At 73.2% G+C, this 14,769-nt stretch carries 10 protein-coding genes and 1 pseudogene; 9 read left to right on the forward strand and 2 right to left on the reverse strand.

Annotation, left to right across the window (positions count from 1 at the left end; translation table 11 throughout):
* Positions 1-138: 138 nt before the first annotated feature.
* Positions 139-438, forward strand: a complete 300-nt coding sequence (locus ACL02U_RS28555) for an RNase A-like domain-containing protein (protein ID WP_412793866.1) — start codon at positions 139-141, stop codon at positions 436-438.
* 21 nt (positions 439-459) lie between these two features.
* Entirely contained in the window at positions 460-1,134 is a 675-nt protein-coding gene (locus tag ACL02U_RS28560; RefSeq protein ID WP_412793867.1) for a contact-dependent growth inhibition system immunity protein, read from the forward strand.
* Between the two features lie 31 nt (positions 1,135-1,165).
* Here the strand turns inward: ACL02U_RS28560 and ACL02U_RS28565 are convergent, their stop codons facing one another.
* Positions 1,166-2,122 (reverse strand): hypothetical protein, encoded by a 957-nt coding sequence (locus ACL02U_RS28565; protein WP_412793868.1) that lies wholly within the window; start codon positions 2,120-2,122, stop codon positions 1,166-1,168.
* Positions 2,119-2,763 carry a cytochrome b N-terminal domain-containing protein gene (locus ACL02U_RS28570; RefSeq protein WP_412793869.1) on the reverse strand — a complete coding sequence of 215 codons (645 nt, stop codon included), beginning with the start codon at positions 2,761-2,763 and terminating at the stop codon, positions 2,119-2,121. Before ACL02U_RS28570 ends, ACL02U_RS28565 begins: the two co-directional genes overlap by 4 nt.
* Positions 2,764-3,411: 648 nt before the next feature.
* On the opposite strand from ACL02U_RS28570, the gene ACL02U_RS28575 reads away from it, so the two are divergent.
* From ACL02U_RS28575 to ACL02U_RS28605, 7 genes and pseudogenes are all read left to right on the forward strand, one after another.
* Positions 3,412-4,683 (forward strand): hypothetical protein, encoded by a 1,272-nt coding sequence (locus ACL02U_RS28575; RefSeq protein ID WP_412793870.1) that lies wholly within the window; start codon positions 3,412-3,414, stop codon positions 4,681-4,683.
* Between the two features lie 47 nt (positions 4,684-4,730).
* Entirely contained in the window at positions 4,731-5,537 is an 807-nt protein-coding gene (locus tag ACL02U_RS28580; RefSeq protein WP_412793871.1) for a TIGR03936 family radical SAM-associated protein, read from the forward strand.
* A gap of 257 nt (positions 5,538-5,794) precedes the next feature.
* Positions 5,795-10,303, forward strand: a complete 4,509-nt coding sequence (locus ACL02U_RS28585; RefSeq protein WP_412793872.1) for an Rne/Rng family ribonuclease — start codon at positions 5,795-5,797, stop codon at positions 10,301-10,303.
* 319 nt (positions 10,304-10,622) lie between these two features.
* Positions 10,623-10,943 (forward strand): 50S ribosomal protein L21, encoded by a 321-nt coding sequence (rplU, locus tag ACL02U_RS28590; protein WP_412793873.1) that lies wholly within the window; start codon positions 10,623-10,625, stop codon positions 10,941-10,943.
* 13 nt (positions 10,944-10,956) lie between these two features.
* A complete protein-coding gene (rpmA, locus tag ACL02U_RS28595; RefSeq protein WP_006132816.1) occupies positions 10,957-11,211 on the forward strand; it encodes a 50S ribosomal protein L27 in 255 nt (84 codons plus the stop codon).
* 165 nt (positions 11,212-11,376) lie between these two features.
* Positions 11,377-12,822 (forward strand): GTPase ObgE, encoded by a 1,446-nt coding sequence (gene obgE / locus ACL02U_RS28600; RefSeq protein WP_412793874.1) that lies wholly within the window; start codon positions 11,377-11,379, stop codon positions 12,820-12,822.
* Positions 12,823-13,040: 218 nt separating this feature from the next.
* Positions 13,041-14,728: pseudogene (locus ACL02U_RS28605) on the forward strand (IS1182 family transposase).
* The last annotated feature ends 41 nt before the right edge of the window (positions 14,729-14,769 follow it).

Below are 14,769 nucleotides of genomic sequence, written 5' to 3' on the forward strand. Positions count from 1 at the left end.
CTGATCCTGACCTGCTGAATCCGGACACGGAGTGGAACCGCCTGTCCGACTTCACCAACGACTGCGGTCTGGTTGTCGTGGCGGACTCCGAGGTGGGAGTCTTCTGGGCCTTCGACGAGGACTGAGAGCGATCTGCACATGCGTACCCGTTCCGCGACCTATCCCGACCGTGAGACAGCCCAGTGGGCGACCCAGCGGGTCGTCACCGTGAACGAGCAGCTGATCCACCGCTGGCTCGCCCGGTCGACGCGCCCGCGCCTGACCATCGAGGCGTCGTGGCCGTCCAGGGCCGAGCCGGTCGGGCGGGTCCTCCTGCAGGCGATGATGCTGGCCGGTCGCGAACCCGTCGAGGTGCGAGCCGCTCGAGTCATCCTCAAGCGGGATGCCTCGCATCCCCACGGCTTCGCCGTCCACGCCACATTTCCCATCCATCTGTAGTGATCGCGGAAGCTGACCACCGTGCCCCTGAGCCCCCTCGAACATGACCGCCGGTATGGCGAGCTCGACCAGGTCATGCGTGCCTACCTCGGATACCCGGCGGACGACACCCCGGACGAGGCGGGCGCAGCCCTAACCGCCTATCTCCGGCAGACCTGGCACAGCCGACCGTGGGCGCTGGCCATCGCCGAGCGGCAGTTGCGTGACTACGCGGACAATCCGCCCGGGCGGCTGCGGTTGCGGCTGGGGGAGTTCTACGCCATCCCCGATGTCGGGCTCGCCGAGGGCGAGGTCCAGCAGTGGCTTCGTTGCCTCGCCGACCACATCAAACGCAGCGTCGAGGAGGGCGAGGTGCCGGCCCCCGCCACGCCCGCGACCCACTGGGAGTGGCAAGCCCGCTTCCCCGAGCTGGGCCAGTTCCTCGGCGGCTGGTTCTCGCAGGACATGCCCGACGAGTTCGCCGACCACGCCTTGGCCGTCGAGGACTACCGCGGCTCGACAGAGCCGCATCTCGTCGCCCGGCTGATCGGCGAACTGCACGAGCTTCTCTCCCTCGGTCTCGACGAGTCCGACTACGCTCTCGCCGTCGCCGAACTCGGCATGGAGGTCGACCCTCCGGCTCCGTACTCACCGGATGCGTGGCTAGCCGTTGTCGCCGACCTGCTCTCCCGCCCTGGTCCACTCGGCCTCGACTGAGTTCTGCACACGCTGCGTCCGGGAGCGGGGATCACTCCCGCCGGTCGCGTTCCACAGCTTGTTCGCGGTAGTACGTGCGCCAGATCAACCTGTGCACCCGCGTCCAGCGCGGTACGGACCGGACCCCTGGGATGAAGGGCACGAGCATCAGGACCAGGCTGAGCAGGGCCATCAGGCCCCAGACCAGGGCGTCGGCGTTGCCGGAGGACTTGAAGGGCTCGATCTGGTACCAGAAGGTGTAGAGCCACAGCCACGCCTGGCCCGGGTAGTTCCCGGTCTCGTTCATCATCCCCCACTGGTCGCCGCCGAGGTGCTCGGCACGGGCGAGGGACTCCAGGTAGGAGCCATCGGAGAGGAAGAGCAGCGGACGGGTGTAGTCGGTCTGGTAGAACTTGCCCTCCGCCTGGAGTTCGCCGTCCAGCGCGCCGCTGCGGGCCAGCTCGAGAAGGCGTGCGATGAGGACGGGGACCGGGCCGTAGTCGCCCTTCGCGGGGGTACCGCCGCCTGCCTTGTCCAGGGCGTCGGAGTAGGCCGAGGTCCATGCCTGGTGCCGGGCCGCCGGAGCGGCGGCCCAGGTCGCGAGGGCCGCGCTGACCGCGGGGGGTTCCGGGGTGTCGCGCAGGGGACTCAGCACGAAGTCGTTCGCCGTGTCCACGGGGATGCGGACCCCCGCGGCGCTCTGCAGCCCGATCGGCCCGATTTTCTGCGCCGCGCCCGGCGTGTGGTTGTACGGCGGCCCGTACTCGGCCGTGTCACTGGTGCCGCCGAGTTCGGACGCGGCGGTAGCCGTGAAGTCAGCGCCGTCGGCCCTCGACCAGGAGGCCAAGGTCACCGGCGTGACGTCGGGTGAGGAGAAGACGGCGGCCAGGCCCGCGGTGAGCAGGGCGATCACCACCAGCGCGATCGTGAATTCCTTGACCAGGTCATAGGGCCTGGTGGGGAAAGCGGCCGGGTCCTGCACGGACGCCTTGCGGTGGCGTCGGGTCATTGCGCCGCCTCCTGCGTGGCTCCGTCGACAGGAGCGGGCACGGCGTCGATCGGCGGCACGATCCCGCGCAGCCGGACCAGCAGGATGTGCCAGAACGTCAGCAGGGCGAGGACGAAGGGAAGCAGGACGATGTGCCACATCAGCATCTGGCCGAAGTCCAGCACGTTGAAGAACGCGCCGATGCCGACCGAGTTGAGCCCGTCCTTGGCCTGCCCGGCGATCCACTGCGAGTCGAAGTTCTGCTGGACCAGGTAACCGGTGAAGGCCGTGCCGATCGAGGCGAAGAAGCACACCGTGCCGGTGACCCAGGTCAGCGCCCGCCGACCGCGCCAGGCGGCCATGAAGAACTTGCCCCACAGGTGGATGACCATGAAGAACATGAACAGCTCGACGCTCCACAAATGCAGACCGTTCACGTACTTGCCGGTCCCCGAGACGTGCCACCATGCGGGCCCCTTCAAGGCCAGCACTCCACCGGTGACCAGGACGACGATCAGAGCCGCCACGGTGAGCACCCCGAAGACGTAGATCCACGAGGCCATGTACGCGGGTTGGGTGCTCGGCAGCAGCTTGTCCGGGGGCAGTGCCCGCACCGCCCGCCGCCGGACCGCCCCGGTCCAGCCTCCGTCCGGCTCGCTCATCGGCGGCCGCGCCCTCGGGGGAAGGGCAGGAGCAGAGCCGCCACGAAGACGACCAGCATCAACCCGATGACCACGAGGTTGGCGACGGACAGCTGCACCACACCCCAATGCACGTAGTTTCCGGTGCCGTTCAGATCGACGGGCGCGGAAAGCACGCGCCCGACGGATGACGCACGTCCTGTCATCGGCTGGCTCCCCTCGAAGTCCGAGAGCAAGTACAACGCCCAGTACGGCCCTCGGCCTGCTGACCCGGCCGGGCCATGGACCGAACGGCTCAATACGGCTCAATCGCGCAGGAGCCCGCCCGCCCCGTCCGATGCGTGTCCCGGGACCTGTCCCCGAGCGGTAATCACCTCTGAGCCCGGCCCCGGCGGGGCCCGGAGGAGCGAGACCGACCACGCCTGTTCGATCGCCCCGGCGAATCGGGGATCGCCGGCGGCCGGCCGAGACCGAAGGCCACCGGTTCACGGCGGCCGCCGGCCGCCGGTCCCGAAAAGGCGGACTGCACGCCGGTCCCGAAGGGCGGACTGCGCGCCGGTCCCGAAGGGCGCGGGGCACGGAGGTCTCGCAGAGCCCGTCCGGCATGTGCCGGACGCCGTGCCGAGGACCGCACGCAACGGTGCGGGCGCCCGACGCGTCTGGACCGGTATGGAAGACCGGAAGGATCGACGCCGCGCCCCGGACGTGCCGCCCGCGGGTGAGGGCCCCGCGGTACAGCACGCCGAGGGGTGCCTGGTGATCGCGGTCCGCATCCCCGCGCGGATCGTCGCGCTGGTGCTCGTGGTGCCGGTGCGGATGCTGTGGGACGCGCTGGTGGTGGCCGTCCGCTTCCTCCGGGACGCGGTGCTGCGGCCGGGCGGCCGGGCCCTGCTGTGGACGGCGCGGGCGGTGTTCGTGTGGCCGTTCGTGGGGTTGTGGCGTTACGGCGTGCTGCCGGTCGGCAGGGCGACGGCGTGGCTGGTCGCGGTGTCGGCCGCGTGGCTGTACGCGCGGGTGCTGACGCCGCTCGGGCACGCGCTGGCCTGGCTCCTGGCGGTGCTGGTCGTTCTTCCGACGGCATGGCTGTACCGGCGGGTGCTGACTCCCCTCGGGCGCCTGGCCGGGCGGCTCGGACGCTGGGCCGCTGCGGGCGCCGCGCGGGCGGGTCGAGCCGGCGCGGCCGGTCTGGTGTGGCTGTACGCGCAGGCGCTGACGCCCCTCGGGCACGCCGCGGGACGGCTGCTGAGAGGCGCGGGGCGGGTGCTCGGCACCATCGGGTCCGCCGCGTACGCGGCCGCGGCCTGGCTGGTCCGACGCGTCCTGGTCGGGTCCGTCGTGGCGGTGTTCCGGTGGGTCCTGCTTCCGTCCGGGCGGGTACTGGCCTGGTGCGCGGTCCGGATCGCGGCCGCTGCCGCCAAGTCCGCCAGGGCGCTGTACTGGACGGCGCTGGTGCTGGTCGCGCTGCCCGTGGCCGTCCTGCTGCGGTGGGTCATCCTGCCGGCCGGGCGGCTGCTCGCCGTTCTCGGGCGGGAACTCGCCGACGCACTCCGCCACGCCTGGCGGATCGCCGGACGGATCTCGCTCGCCGTCAGGCGGTTTCTGGGCGCACTCCTGCGGCGGATGTTCGTGGAGCCGGCGCGCTGGGCGTACCGGCACGTCCTCGCCCCCGCCGGGCGCGCGGTACGGGACACCGTGCTGCGGCCCGCGGCCGAGATCGCCCGAGGCGTGCGCGAGGCCGTACGGCAGGCGCTGGCCTCGGCCGGGGAGGCCGTACGGCAGGCCCGTGCGTCGGCACTGCAGACCGTGCGGCAGACCCGGGCGGAGGTCCGCCGGGCGCTGCTCGGCAGCCCCCGGAAGAGCGACGCGGTGGCCTGGCGGGAACCGTCCGGCGGCCCGGCACGTACTCTAGATGGCAGTACGACCGCTCTTCCGAAGGACTGACGACACTGGGCAAGCGACAGCCCGTAGGCCCGCCGCCCGCACCCGCGGTGCAGCGCATCCGCCTGCGCTACACCAAGCGCGGCCGCCTCCGGTTCACCAGCCACCGTGATTTCCAGCGCGCCTTCGAACGCGCGCTGCGCCGCGCCGAGGTGCCCATGGCGTACTCGGCGGGGTTCACGCCCCACCCCAAGGTGTCGTACGCCAATGCCGCACCCACCGGCACCGGCAGCGAGGCGGAGTACCTGGAGATCGCGCTCACCGCACCACGGGATCCGGAAACCCTCCGGATCCTCCTCGACACGTCGCTGCCCGCCGGGCTCGACGTCGTCGACGCGGTCGAGGCCCGCACCCCGGGCCTTGCCGACCGGCTCACGGCCTCCGTGTGGGAGCTGCGGCTGGACGGCGTCGACCCGGCCGAGGCGGAGCGCGCGGTCGCCGCGTTCAACACGGCCGAGGCCGTCGAGGTCCAGCGCCGCACCAAGAACGGCCTGCGCACCTTCGACGCCCGCCCGGCCGCCGTGAGTCTCCGTACCGTCGACGGACCTGCGACACTGGAGGCGACGGAAACGCACCGTGCGCAGGCTGATAGGCCCAGCGACCGTTGCTGTGCGATACTGCGGCTGGTTGTTCGGCACGTGACGCCTGCCGTACGACCCGACGACGTCCTGTCCGGTCTCCGCGCCGTGGCCGACCTGGCGCCGCCGGTCCCCGCAGCGGTGACCAGGCTGGCGCAGGGGCTGCTCGATGAAGAGACCGGTGCGGTGACCGACCCGCTCGCGCCCGACCGCGAGGCGGCGGCCCTCTTGACGGCCGCTGCCGCCGCGACGGCGCCGATGCCGGAAGGTTCCGCGTAGGGACGCACGCCGTAGCGCCGCCCTCGTACTCGGGAGCCACCTGGGTCGGGCAGCGCACCGACCAGAAGACTTTCGCCAGGCCGTACGCGACAAGGCGTGCGGAACCGGCGAGACAGGACACAGAGAGCTTCCGTGCGGCGCCCGCGCCCCGGACGGCGGCACCGCGCATCGCGCGAGCCGCGGACGTCAACGGCGGTCGAAGTGATCGACGCCGTACCGGGCGCGGCGCCCGGGAGCCTGACGGGAGAACCGCCCGCATGCTCGAACCGATCGAACCCGCTGAGGGTTCCGAACTGAACACCCCGAGCGACACGCTGCCGCCGCGCCGTCGGCGCCGTGCCGCCTCCCGCCCCACCGGTCCGCCGTCCTCCGGCGCCGAGACCGTCACCGAGGGCGCCGACCCGGCCGCACCGGCTGCCGAGCCCGCCACCGCGGTCTCGGTACCCGCGGCCGTCGAGGAGCCCGCCGCCGGCCAGGAGCCCGCCGCCGGCCAGGAGGCCGCCCGTCGGGAAGCCCCGGTGGAGGAGGCCGCGCCGCGTCGTGCCCGCCGCAGGGTGACGCGCCGGGCGTCCGCTCCCGAGGGAGCCCCCGCGGCCGTGGAGCCCGCCGCTGCGGCCGAGGCCGTCGCGCCGACGGCTTCCGCCGAGCCCGAGGAGGTCGCCGTGGACGAGGAGGTCGCCGTGGACGAGGACGCCGTCGAGGAGCCCGCCGCCGGTCAGGAGGCCGCCCGTCGGGAAGCCCCGGTGGAGGAGGCCGCGCCGCGTCGTGCCCGCCGCAGGGTGACGCGCCGGGCGTCCGCTCCCGAGGGAGCCCCCGCGGCCCAGGCGGCCGAGACCGTGGTGCCGGCCACTGCGGTGTCCAGCGGCGCCGACGAGGCCCTTCCCGCCGCCGGATCCGCCGGATCCGCCGGAACCGGCGCATCGGACGAGGGGGCCGCGGCTGAGGCCGCTCCGCCTCGCCGTTCCCGCCGCCGGGCGACCCGCCAGGCGGCCGCCCCCGCCGGTTCCCCGACGCCCGCCCAGGAGACCTCGCAGCCGGCCGCTGCGGCATCCACCGCCCAAGAGGGTGCTGCCGAGACCGCCCCGGAGACCGCCCCCGAACCGGCCCCCGCCGCGGAGGCCGCGCCGCCCCGCTCGCGGAGGCGGGCCACACGCCGCGCGTCAGCGCCGACCGGGACGCCCGCCGCGGTGACGGCGGAGGCCCCGGTGACGGCGGAGGCCCCGGCCGCCGCCGACGCCCGGACCGGCACCGCGTCCGGTACCCCGGCCGGCGGGGCCCCCGAGCGCGCGGAGACCTCCGAGCGCACCGAGGCCGACCGCACCCGGGCCGCCGGGAACGCCGGCGAGCAGGCCGCCGAGGAGTCCGCTCCGCGCCGCGGCCGTCGGCGTGCCGCGCGCAAGGCGGCGACCGGGTTCTCCGCTCCGGCCCCGGAGACGACCGAGGACGAGACGCCCCGCCGGCCCGCGCGGCCCGCGGTCGCCGTCTTCCAGGCGCCGGTGTTCGCGGAGCCGAAGTTCCAGACCCCCGAGCGGGCCGCCGCCGAGGCCGCCGCCTCGGTCGAGTCCGATCAGGCCGAGCCCGGTCAGGACAAGTCCGGTCAGGCCGAGCCCGGTCAGGCCGAGGAGGCCCCGCAGGAGCCGGCCGGCCGTCGCCGTCGCCGCCGTCGCGGAGCCGGGCACGGCGAGGAGCCCGAGGCCGCACCGGCCGCGAAGGCCCCTGCCGAGAGCGCCCCCGCCGAGAGCGCCCCTGCCGAGAGCGCCCCCGCCGAGAGCGAGGGGACCGGGGACAGCACCGGGGTCCGCGAGGCGGAAGCCGCGGAGGACGGCGAGGACACCGGCTCCCGCCGTCGCCGCCGCCGAGGCGGCCGTCGCCGTCGTCGCGGCGAGTCCCCCGACGCCGAGGGCACCGAGCCGTCGGACGCCGATTCCGGCGAGGTCGCCGCCGCGCAGGCCGCGCAGGATGCCGAGGACACCGCCGAGCAGGCCGAGGAGGACGCCGAGGAGTCGGCGGCGCGGAGCGAGTCCCGCGGCGACGAGCAGGCCGGCGGATCCAACTCCAGCAGCCGGCGCCGCCGGCGCCGCCGGCGCCGCGCCGGCGACTCCGGCCACGACGGCGAGCCCGCCTCCGACGACCCGGAGCGCACCGTCGTCAAGGTCCGCGAGCCGCGCAAGGCCGCCGAGCCGTCCGACGAGGTGCAGTCCATCAAGGGCTCCACCCGTCTGGAGGCCAAGAAGCAGCGCCGCCGCGAGGGCCGCGAGCAGGGTCGCCGGAGGGTGCCCATCATCACCGAGGCCGAGTTCCTGGCCCGGCGTGAGGCCGTCGAGCGGGTCATGGCCGTCCGCCAGCACGGCGACCGCACGCAGATCGGCGTCCTCGAGGACGGTGTGCTCGTCGAGCACTACGTCAACAAGGAGCAGTCGACCTCGTACGTCGGCAACGTCTACCTGGGCAAGGTGCAGAACGTCCTGCCGTCGATGGAGGCCGCCTTCATCGACATCGGCAAGGGCCGCAACGCCGTGCTCTACGCGGGCGAGGTCAACTTCGGCGCGCTGGGCATGGCCAACGGGCCGCGGCGCATCGAGTCCGCGCTGAAGTCCGGCCAGTCCGTGCTCGTCCAGGTGACGAAGGACCCCATCGGGCACAAGGGAGCCCGGCTGACCAGCCAGGTCTCCCTGCCGGGCCGCTACCTGGTGTACGTGCCCGAGGGCTCCATGACCGGCATCAGCCGCAAGCTGCCCGACACCGAGCGGTCCCGGCTGAAGACCATCCTCAAGAAGATCGTGCCCGAGGACGCGGGCGTCATCGTGCGCACCGCCGCCGAGGGCGCGAGCGAGGAGGAACTGCGCCGGGACGTCGAGCGGCTGCAGTCGCAGTGGGAGGAGATCCAGAAGAAGTCCAAGAACGGCAACGCCCCCACGCTGCTGTACGGCGAGCCGGACATGACCGTCCGGGTGGTCCGGGACATCTTCAACGAGGACTTCTCCAAGGTCATCGTCAGCGGCGACGAGGCCTGGCAGACCATCCACGGCTATGTCGCGCACGTCGCCCCGGACCTCGCCGAGCGGCTGCAGAAGTGGACCAGCGAGGTCGACGTCTTCGCCACGTACCGGATCGACGAGCAGCTCGCCAAGGCGCTGGACCGCAAGGTCTGGCTGCCCAGCGGCGGATCGCTGGTGATCGACCGCACCGAGGCGATGGTCGTCATCGACGTCAACACCGGCAAGTTCACCGGCCAGGGCGGCAACCTCGAGGAGACCGTCACCAGGAACAACCTGGAGGCGGCCGAGGAGATCGTGCGCCAACTGCGGCTGCGCGACCTCGGCGGCATCATCGTCATCGACTTCATCGACATGGTGCTGGAGTCCAACCGCGACCTGGTGCTGCGGCGCCTGCTGGAGTGCCTGGGCCGGGACCGCACCAAGCACCAGGTGGCCGAGGTGACCTCGCTGGGGCTGGTGCAGATGACCCGCAAGCGGGTCGGCCAGGGCCTGCTGGAGTCGTTCTCCGAGACCTGCGTGCACTGCAACGGCCGCGGTGTCATCGTCCACCTCGACCAGCCGGTCTCCGGCGGGGGCGGGGGCAAGCGCAAGAAGCGCGGCCGTGCCGGTGCCGCCGAACAGCCGCACGAGGAGCTCCCCGCGGCCGCCGAGCCCGCGGTGCCCGCAGCGCGGGAGGCCGAGGCCGGGGCACCTGCCGTCGCCGTGGCGGAGCCGCCGGCGGAGCCCGTCGCACCGGACGAGGAGCTGTACAGCAGCGTCGCGGAGGCCGAGGCCGCGGCCACCCGCGGCCGGAGCCGCCGTCGCGCGAGCCGGCGGGCCTCGGCCCCGGCCGGGGCACCGAGGCCGGCAGCCGCCGAGGTTCCCACGGCGCAGGAGGTGACCGCGGGCGAGGAGGCCGGTCGCGCCGTGCAGCCGGAGTCGGCGGCCGAGGCGCTGGCCGAGCCGGCCGCGGTCGAGGACGCGGTCGTCCATGCCCCGGCACCGCAGGCCGCCGCCCCGTCGGCCCCCGCACCGCAGGCGGCTCCCGCAGCCGACGAAGCCGCGCCCAAGGGCCGTACGCGCCGTCGCGCCACCCGCAAGGTGTCCGCGCCCGCCGGTTCGCCCGCGGGGGCGGAGGAGACCGTGGTGACGGTGGCAGAGCCCGCGCCGGCCGCCGCGCCGGAACCGCCCGCCGCGGAGGCCCCCGCGGCTCCGGGCGGGGAACCGGCCGCCGAGCCGGCCGCCCCGGCCCGTCCGCGACGCCGCGCCGTACGCAAGGCCACCGCGCCCACCGCGTCCGAGGAGGCGGCCGTCACGGTCGTCCCGTCGGCCGCGGAGGGCGACGGGTCCGCCGGGGCTCCGGAGGGGGCCGCCGCGCAGGAGGCCGCCGAGGAGAGCGCCGCGGCCGGGAAGGCGGCCCGCAAGACCGCCAAGCGGGCCACGGCGAAGAAGGCCGCCACGAAGAAGACCGCGGCCGGCAAGGCGGTCGCGAAGAAGGCGACGGCCAAGAAGGCGGCCAGGACCGCCGCGAAGGCGGCCGAGACCGCGAAGGACGCGGCCGAGACCGCGACGGCGGCCGAGGCGCCGGCAGCGGAGGCGACCGCCGAGAAGGCCCCGGCCAAGAAGGCGACCGCCAAGAAGGCGGCCAAGAAGGCCCCGGCCAAGAAGACCGCTGCAAAGAAGACGGCGGCCAAGAAGACCGCCGCCAAGAAGACGGCGGCGAAGAAGACCGCCGCGGCGGAGCAGACCGCTGCGGCATCCGTCTCCACGCCGGCCGACGGCGACTGAGCCGAACCGGGAACCGGGCCCGGCGCCGGACCCCCTCCCGCCCGTTCCGCGGGCGAGCGGGGGACTCCCGCGCCGGCCCGTTCCGCCGGTGCCGCGTGCGCCCCCGGCCGTCCGCCGGAACGGGGGCCGCGGCCCGGCCCGGGCCCGGTTTGACCCCTGCGGTCCGGGCCTCGTAATCTAGACCGTCGGCGTGTCACTGAACGCGCCGCCTCCCCGTAAACCTCATCCTCCCGGCCGCAGGGCTGGCTGGGAGAGGTCGCCCGTCGTCGGGCGACTGGCCTGCGGGGGTCCGTTTCCCGAGCGAGAGAGTGGGTTCCGCGTGTACGCCATCGTGCGCAGCGGTGGCCGCCAGCACAAGGTTGCTGTCGGCGACATCGTCGAGGTTGACAAGATTTCCACTGCCAAGGTTGGCGACACGGTCGAGCTCTCGACCCTGCTCGTTGTCGACGGCGACTCCGTGACCAGCGACCCGTGGGTGCTGGCCGGTATCAAGGTCCAGGCCGAGGTCGTGGACCACCACAAGGGCCAGAAGATCGACATTCTGCGCTACAAGAACAAGACCGGCTACCGTCGTCGCCAGGGCCACCGCCAGCAGTACACGGCGATCAAGGTCACGGCGATCCCCGCCGCTGCGAAGTAAGGACTGAGGAGAGATGGCACACAAGAAGGGCGCATCGTCCACCCGGAACGGTCGCGACTCCAACGCCCAGCGGCTCGGCGTGAAGCGCTTCGGCGGTCAGGTCGTGAACGCGGGCGAGATTCTGGTCCGCCAGCGCGGCACCCACTTCCACCCGGGCGCGGGCGTCGGCCGTGGCGGCGACGACACGCTGTTCGCCCTGCAGGCCGGTTCGGTGCAGTTCGGCACCAGCCGCGGCCGCAAGGTCGTGAACATCGTTCCGGTCGCCTGAGGTCAGGCTCAGACCGAACACTTTCGCGAGGCGGACCTCACTTCCCATGCGGGAAGGCGGGTCCGCCTTTCGCGTGTTTCCCTGGAACGCACCACACGGCGCGGCCGCACGCGTGCCGGGCCGACGACAGATCCGTACGTACCGAAGTGCTGGAGGCACCCCACCATGACCACCTTCGTGGACCGCGTCGAGCTGCATGTCGCCGCGGGTAGCGGAGGCCACGGCTGCGCCTCCGTGCACCGGGAGAAGTTCAAGCCGCTGGGCGGCCCGGACGGCGGCAACGGCGGCCGCGGCGGCGACGTGATCCTCACCGTCGACCAGTCGGTGACCACGCTGCTCGAGTACCACCACTCCCCGCACCGCAGGGCCACCAACGGCAAGCCCGGCGAGGGCGGCAACCGTTCCGGCAAGGACGGGCAGGACCTCGTGCTGCCCGTGCCGGACGGCACGGTCGTCCTCGACACCGCCGGCAACGTCCTCGCCGACCTGGTCGGCCACGGCACGTCGTTCGTCGCCGCGCAGGGCGGCCGGGGCGGACTCGGCAACGCGGCGCTGGCCTCCGCCCGCCGCAAGGCGCCCGGTTTCGCGCTGCTCGGCGAACCCGGCGACCTCGGGGACATCGTGCTCGAGCTGAAGACCGTCGCCGACGTGGCACTGGTCGGCTACCCCAGCGCGGGCAAGTCCTCCCTGATCTCCGTGCTGTCCGCCGCCAAGCCGAAGATCGCCGACTACCCCTTCACCACCCTGGTGCCCAACCTCGGTGTGGTGACCGCGGGTTCGACCGTCTACACCATTGCCGACGTGCCCGGCCTCATCCCGGGTGCCAGCCGGGGCAAGGGACTGGGCCTGGAGTTCCTGCGCCACGTGGAGCGGTGCAGTGTGCTGGTGCACGTACTGGACACGGCGACGCTGGAGTCCGACCGCGACCCGGCCTCCGACCTCGACACCATCGAGGAGGAACTGCGCCAGTACGGCGGGCTCGGCGACCGGCCGCGGCTCGTCGTCCTGAACAAGGTCGACGTCCCGGACGGCAAGGACCTCGCCGACCTGGTCCGCCCGGACCTCGAGGCCCGCGGTTACCGGGTCTTCGAGGTGTCCGCGGTCGCCCACATCGGCCTGAAGGAGCTGTCGTTCGCGCTCGGCGACCTGGTCGCCCGGGCACGCGAGGCGAAGCCGCGGGAGGAGGCCACCCGTATCGTCATCCGCCCCAAGGCGGTGGACGACGCGGGCTTCACCGTGACCCGGGAGGAAGTGGGTGGCGAGCCGCTGTTCCGGGTCCGCGGCGAGAAGCCCGAACGGTGGGTCCGCCAGACCGACTTCAACAACGACGAGGCCGTCGGCTATCTCGCCGACCGGCTCAACCGCCTCGGCGTGGAGGGGGAGCTGATGAAGGCGGGTGCCCGCGGCGGGGACGGCGTGGCCATCGGACCGGAGGAGAACGCGGTCGTCTTCGACTGGGAGCCGACGGTGACGGCCGGTGCCGAGATGCTGGGCCGGCGCGGCGAGGACCACCGCTTCGAGGGCACCCGGCCCGCGGCGCAGCGCCGACGCGACCGGCAGGCGGAGCGGGACGAGGCGGAGCAGGAGTACGAGGGCTTCGAGCCGTTCTGATCCCCTCCCGCCCGCGTGGCGGACCCTGATCCCCCGCGCCCGCGTGGCGGGTCCCGGTCCCGCGCGTCGGGCGCGCGGGCCGTGAACGCCGCCCGCGACGACATGAGGGCCGGCCCCCGCGGGGACCCTGTTGGTTTATTCGGCCCCTCGCGTGACGTCGGTTCCCATGACCCGGTTGTGGTCATGGGGACCGACGTTGTTGTGTGGGGTGGGTGTCGATGTCGATGCAGCCGAAGGGCCCGGGAGAGATTCCGGCGGAGACGGTGCGGGTGGCCCGGGCCGCTTTCCCGAAGGGGAGCCTGGCGATCCGGGTCCGGGACGAGCTGGGGCCGATGTTCCGCGACGAGGACTTCGCGGACCTGTTCGCCTCACGAGGCCGAGCCGCCTGGTCACCCGCCGGGCTGGCGCTGGTGTCGGTGCTCCAGTTCGTGGAAGGGCTGACCGACCGCCAGGCCGCAGAGGCGGTGCGGGCACGGATCGACTTCAAGTACGCGCTCGGGCTCCAGCTCGACGATCCCGGCTTCGACTTCTCGGTGTTGTCGGAGTTCAGGGACCGGTTGGCCGGGGCGGACGGTGGGCGGCGGGTGCTGGATGCTGTGCTGGCCGCCGCCCGGGAGAAGGGGTTGCTCAAGAGCGCGGGCCGGGCCCGCACGGACGCCACGCATGTGCTCTCGGCGGCCCGTGATCTGTGCTGGCTGGAGCAGATGGCCGAGACACTGCGGGCGGCGTTGAACGCGCTCGCTCAAGCCGCTCCGGAATGGTTGTCCGAGATCGCGGAGCCGGACTGGTTCCGCCATTACGCCACCCGGGCCGAGGACTCCCGGTTCCCCAAGGCCCGCGCGAAGCGGGACGAGGTGGGGCTGCGGATCGGCCGGGACGGGACACACCTGCTGGAAGCCGTCTTCGGTGCCGGCGCCCCCGCGGCACTCCGCTCGCTGGATGAGGTCGAGGTTCTGCGTCAGGTCTGGGTCCAGCATTTCCACCGGGTGGACGGCGAGGTGACGCGGCGGGGCCCAAAAAAGACCGGCCGCCGGGCGCGACGCGCCTGGTCAACCCCTATGACCCCGACGCCCGTGTCGGCGTCAAACGAGACACCATGTGGGACGGATACAAGGTCCATCTCACCGAGACCTGCGGCGAGACGGACGTTCCGAACCTGATCACCAACGTGGCCACCACAGTGGCGACTGTCGCGGACAGCGCGATGAACGAGGAGATCCACTCCTCCCTCGCGGCCCGCAACTGCCTGCCCGCCGAGCACTGGGTGGATGCCGGGTATCCCACTGCCGCCCATGTCCTCGCCGCCCGCGACCGCCATGGTGTCGAGCTGCACGGGCCGCTGGTCAAGAACACCTCGTCCCAGGCCAAGGGTGCTTTCACACTGGATGCGTTCACCGTCGACTGGGACAACCGACAGGTGACCTGTCCCGGCGGGGTCACCGCAACGGACTGGTATCCCCGCAACGATTCCAAGGGCCTGCCCGTCATCCGCGTCAGGTTCCCCGCCAGCCGCTGCGGCCCCTGCCCCCACCTGCGGGCCTGCGTCAGCTCAGCCACCGGCCGCCGCCGGGAACTCATGCTGCGGCAACAGCAGACCGAGCACGATGCCATCCGCAGTATCCGCGCCGAGCAGCAGACCGACGCCTGGAAAGAGCGCTACAAGATCCGGGCCGGCGTCGAGGGCACCATCTCCCAAGCAGTTGGGCGCTGCGGCCTGCGCAGATCCCGCTACCGGGGTCTGACGAAGACCAGCCTCCAGCACCAGTTCACCGGGGCCGCGATCAACTTCGCCCGGATCGACGCCCACCTCACCGGCACACCACGAGCCCGTACCCGCACCAGCCACTTCGCAGCACTGTGCCCCGCCGAGCTGACGCTCGACGGGGCACAAGCCGGGGCCGAATAAACCAACAGGGTCCCCGCGGGGGCCGGCCCTCATGTCGGATG

The organism is Streptomyces sp. MS06, from assembly GCF_047200655.1.
GTDB lineage: Bacteria > Actinomycetota > Actinomycetes > Streptomycetales > Streptomycetaceae > Streptomyces.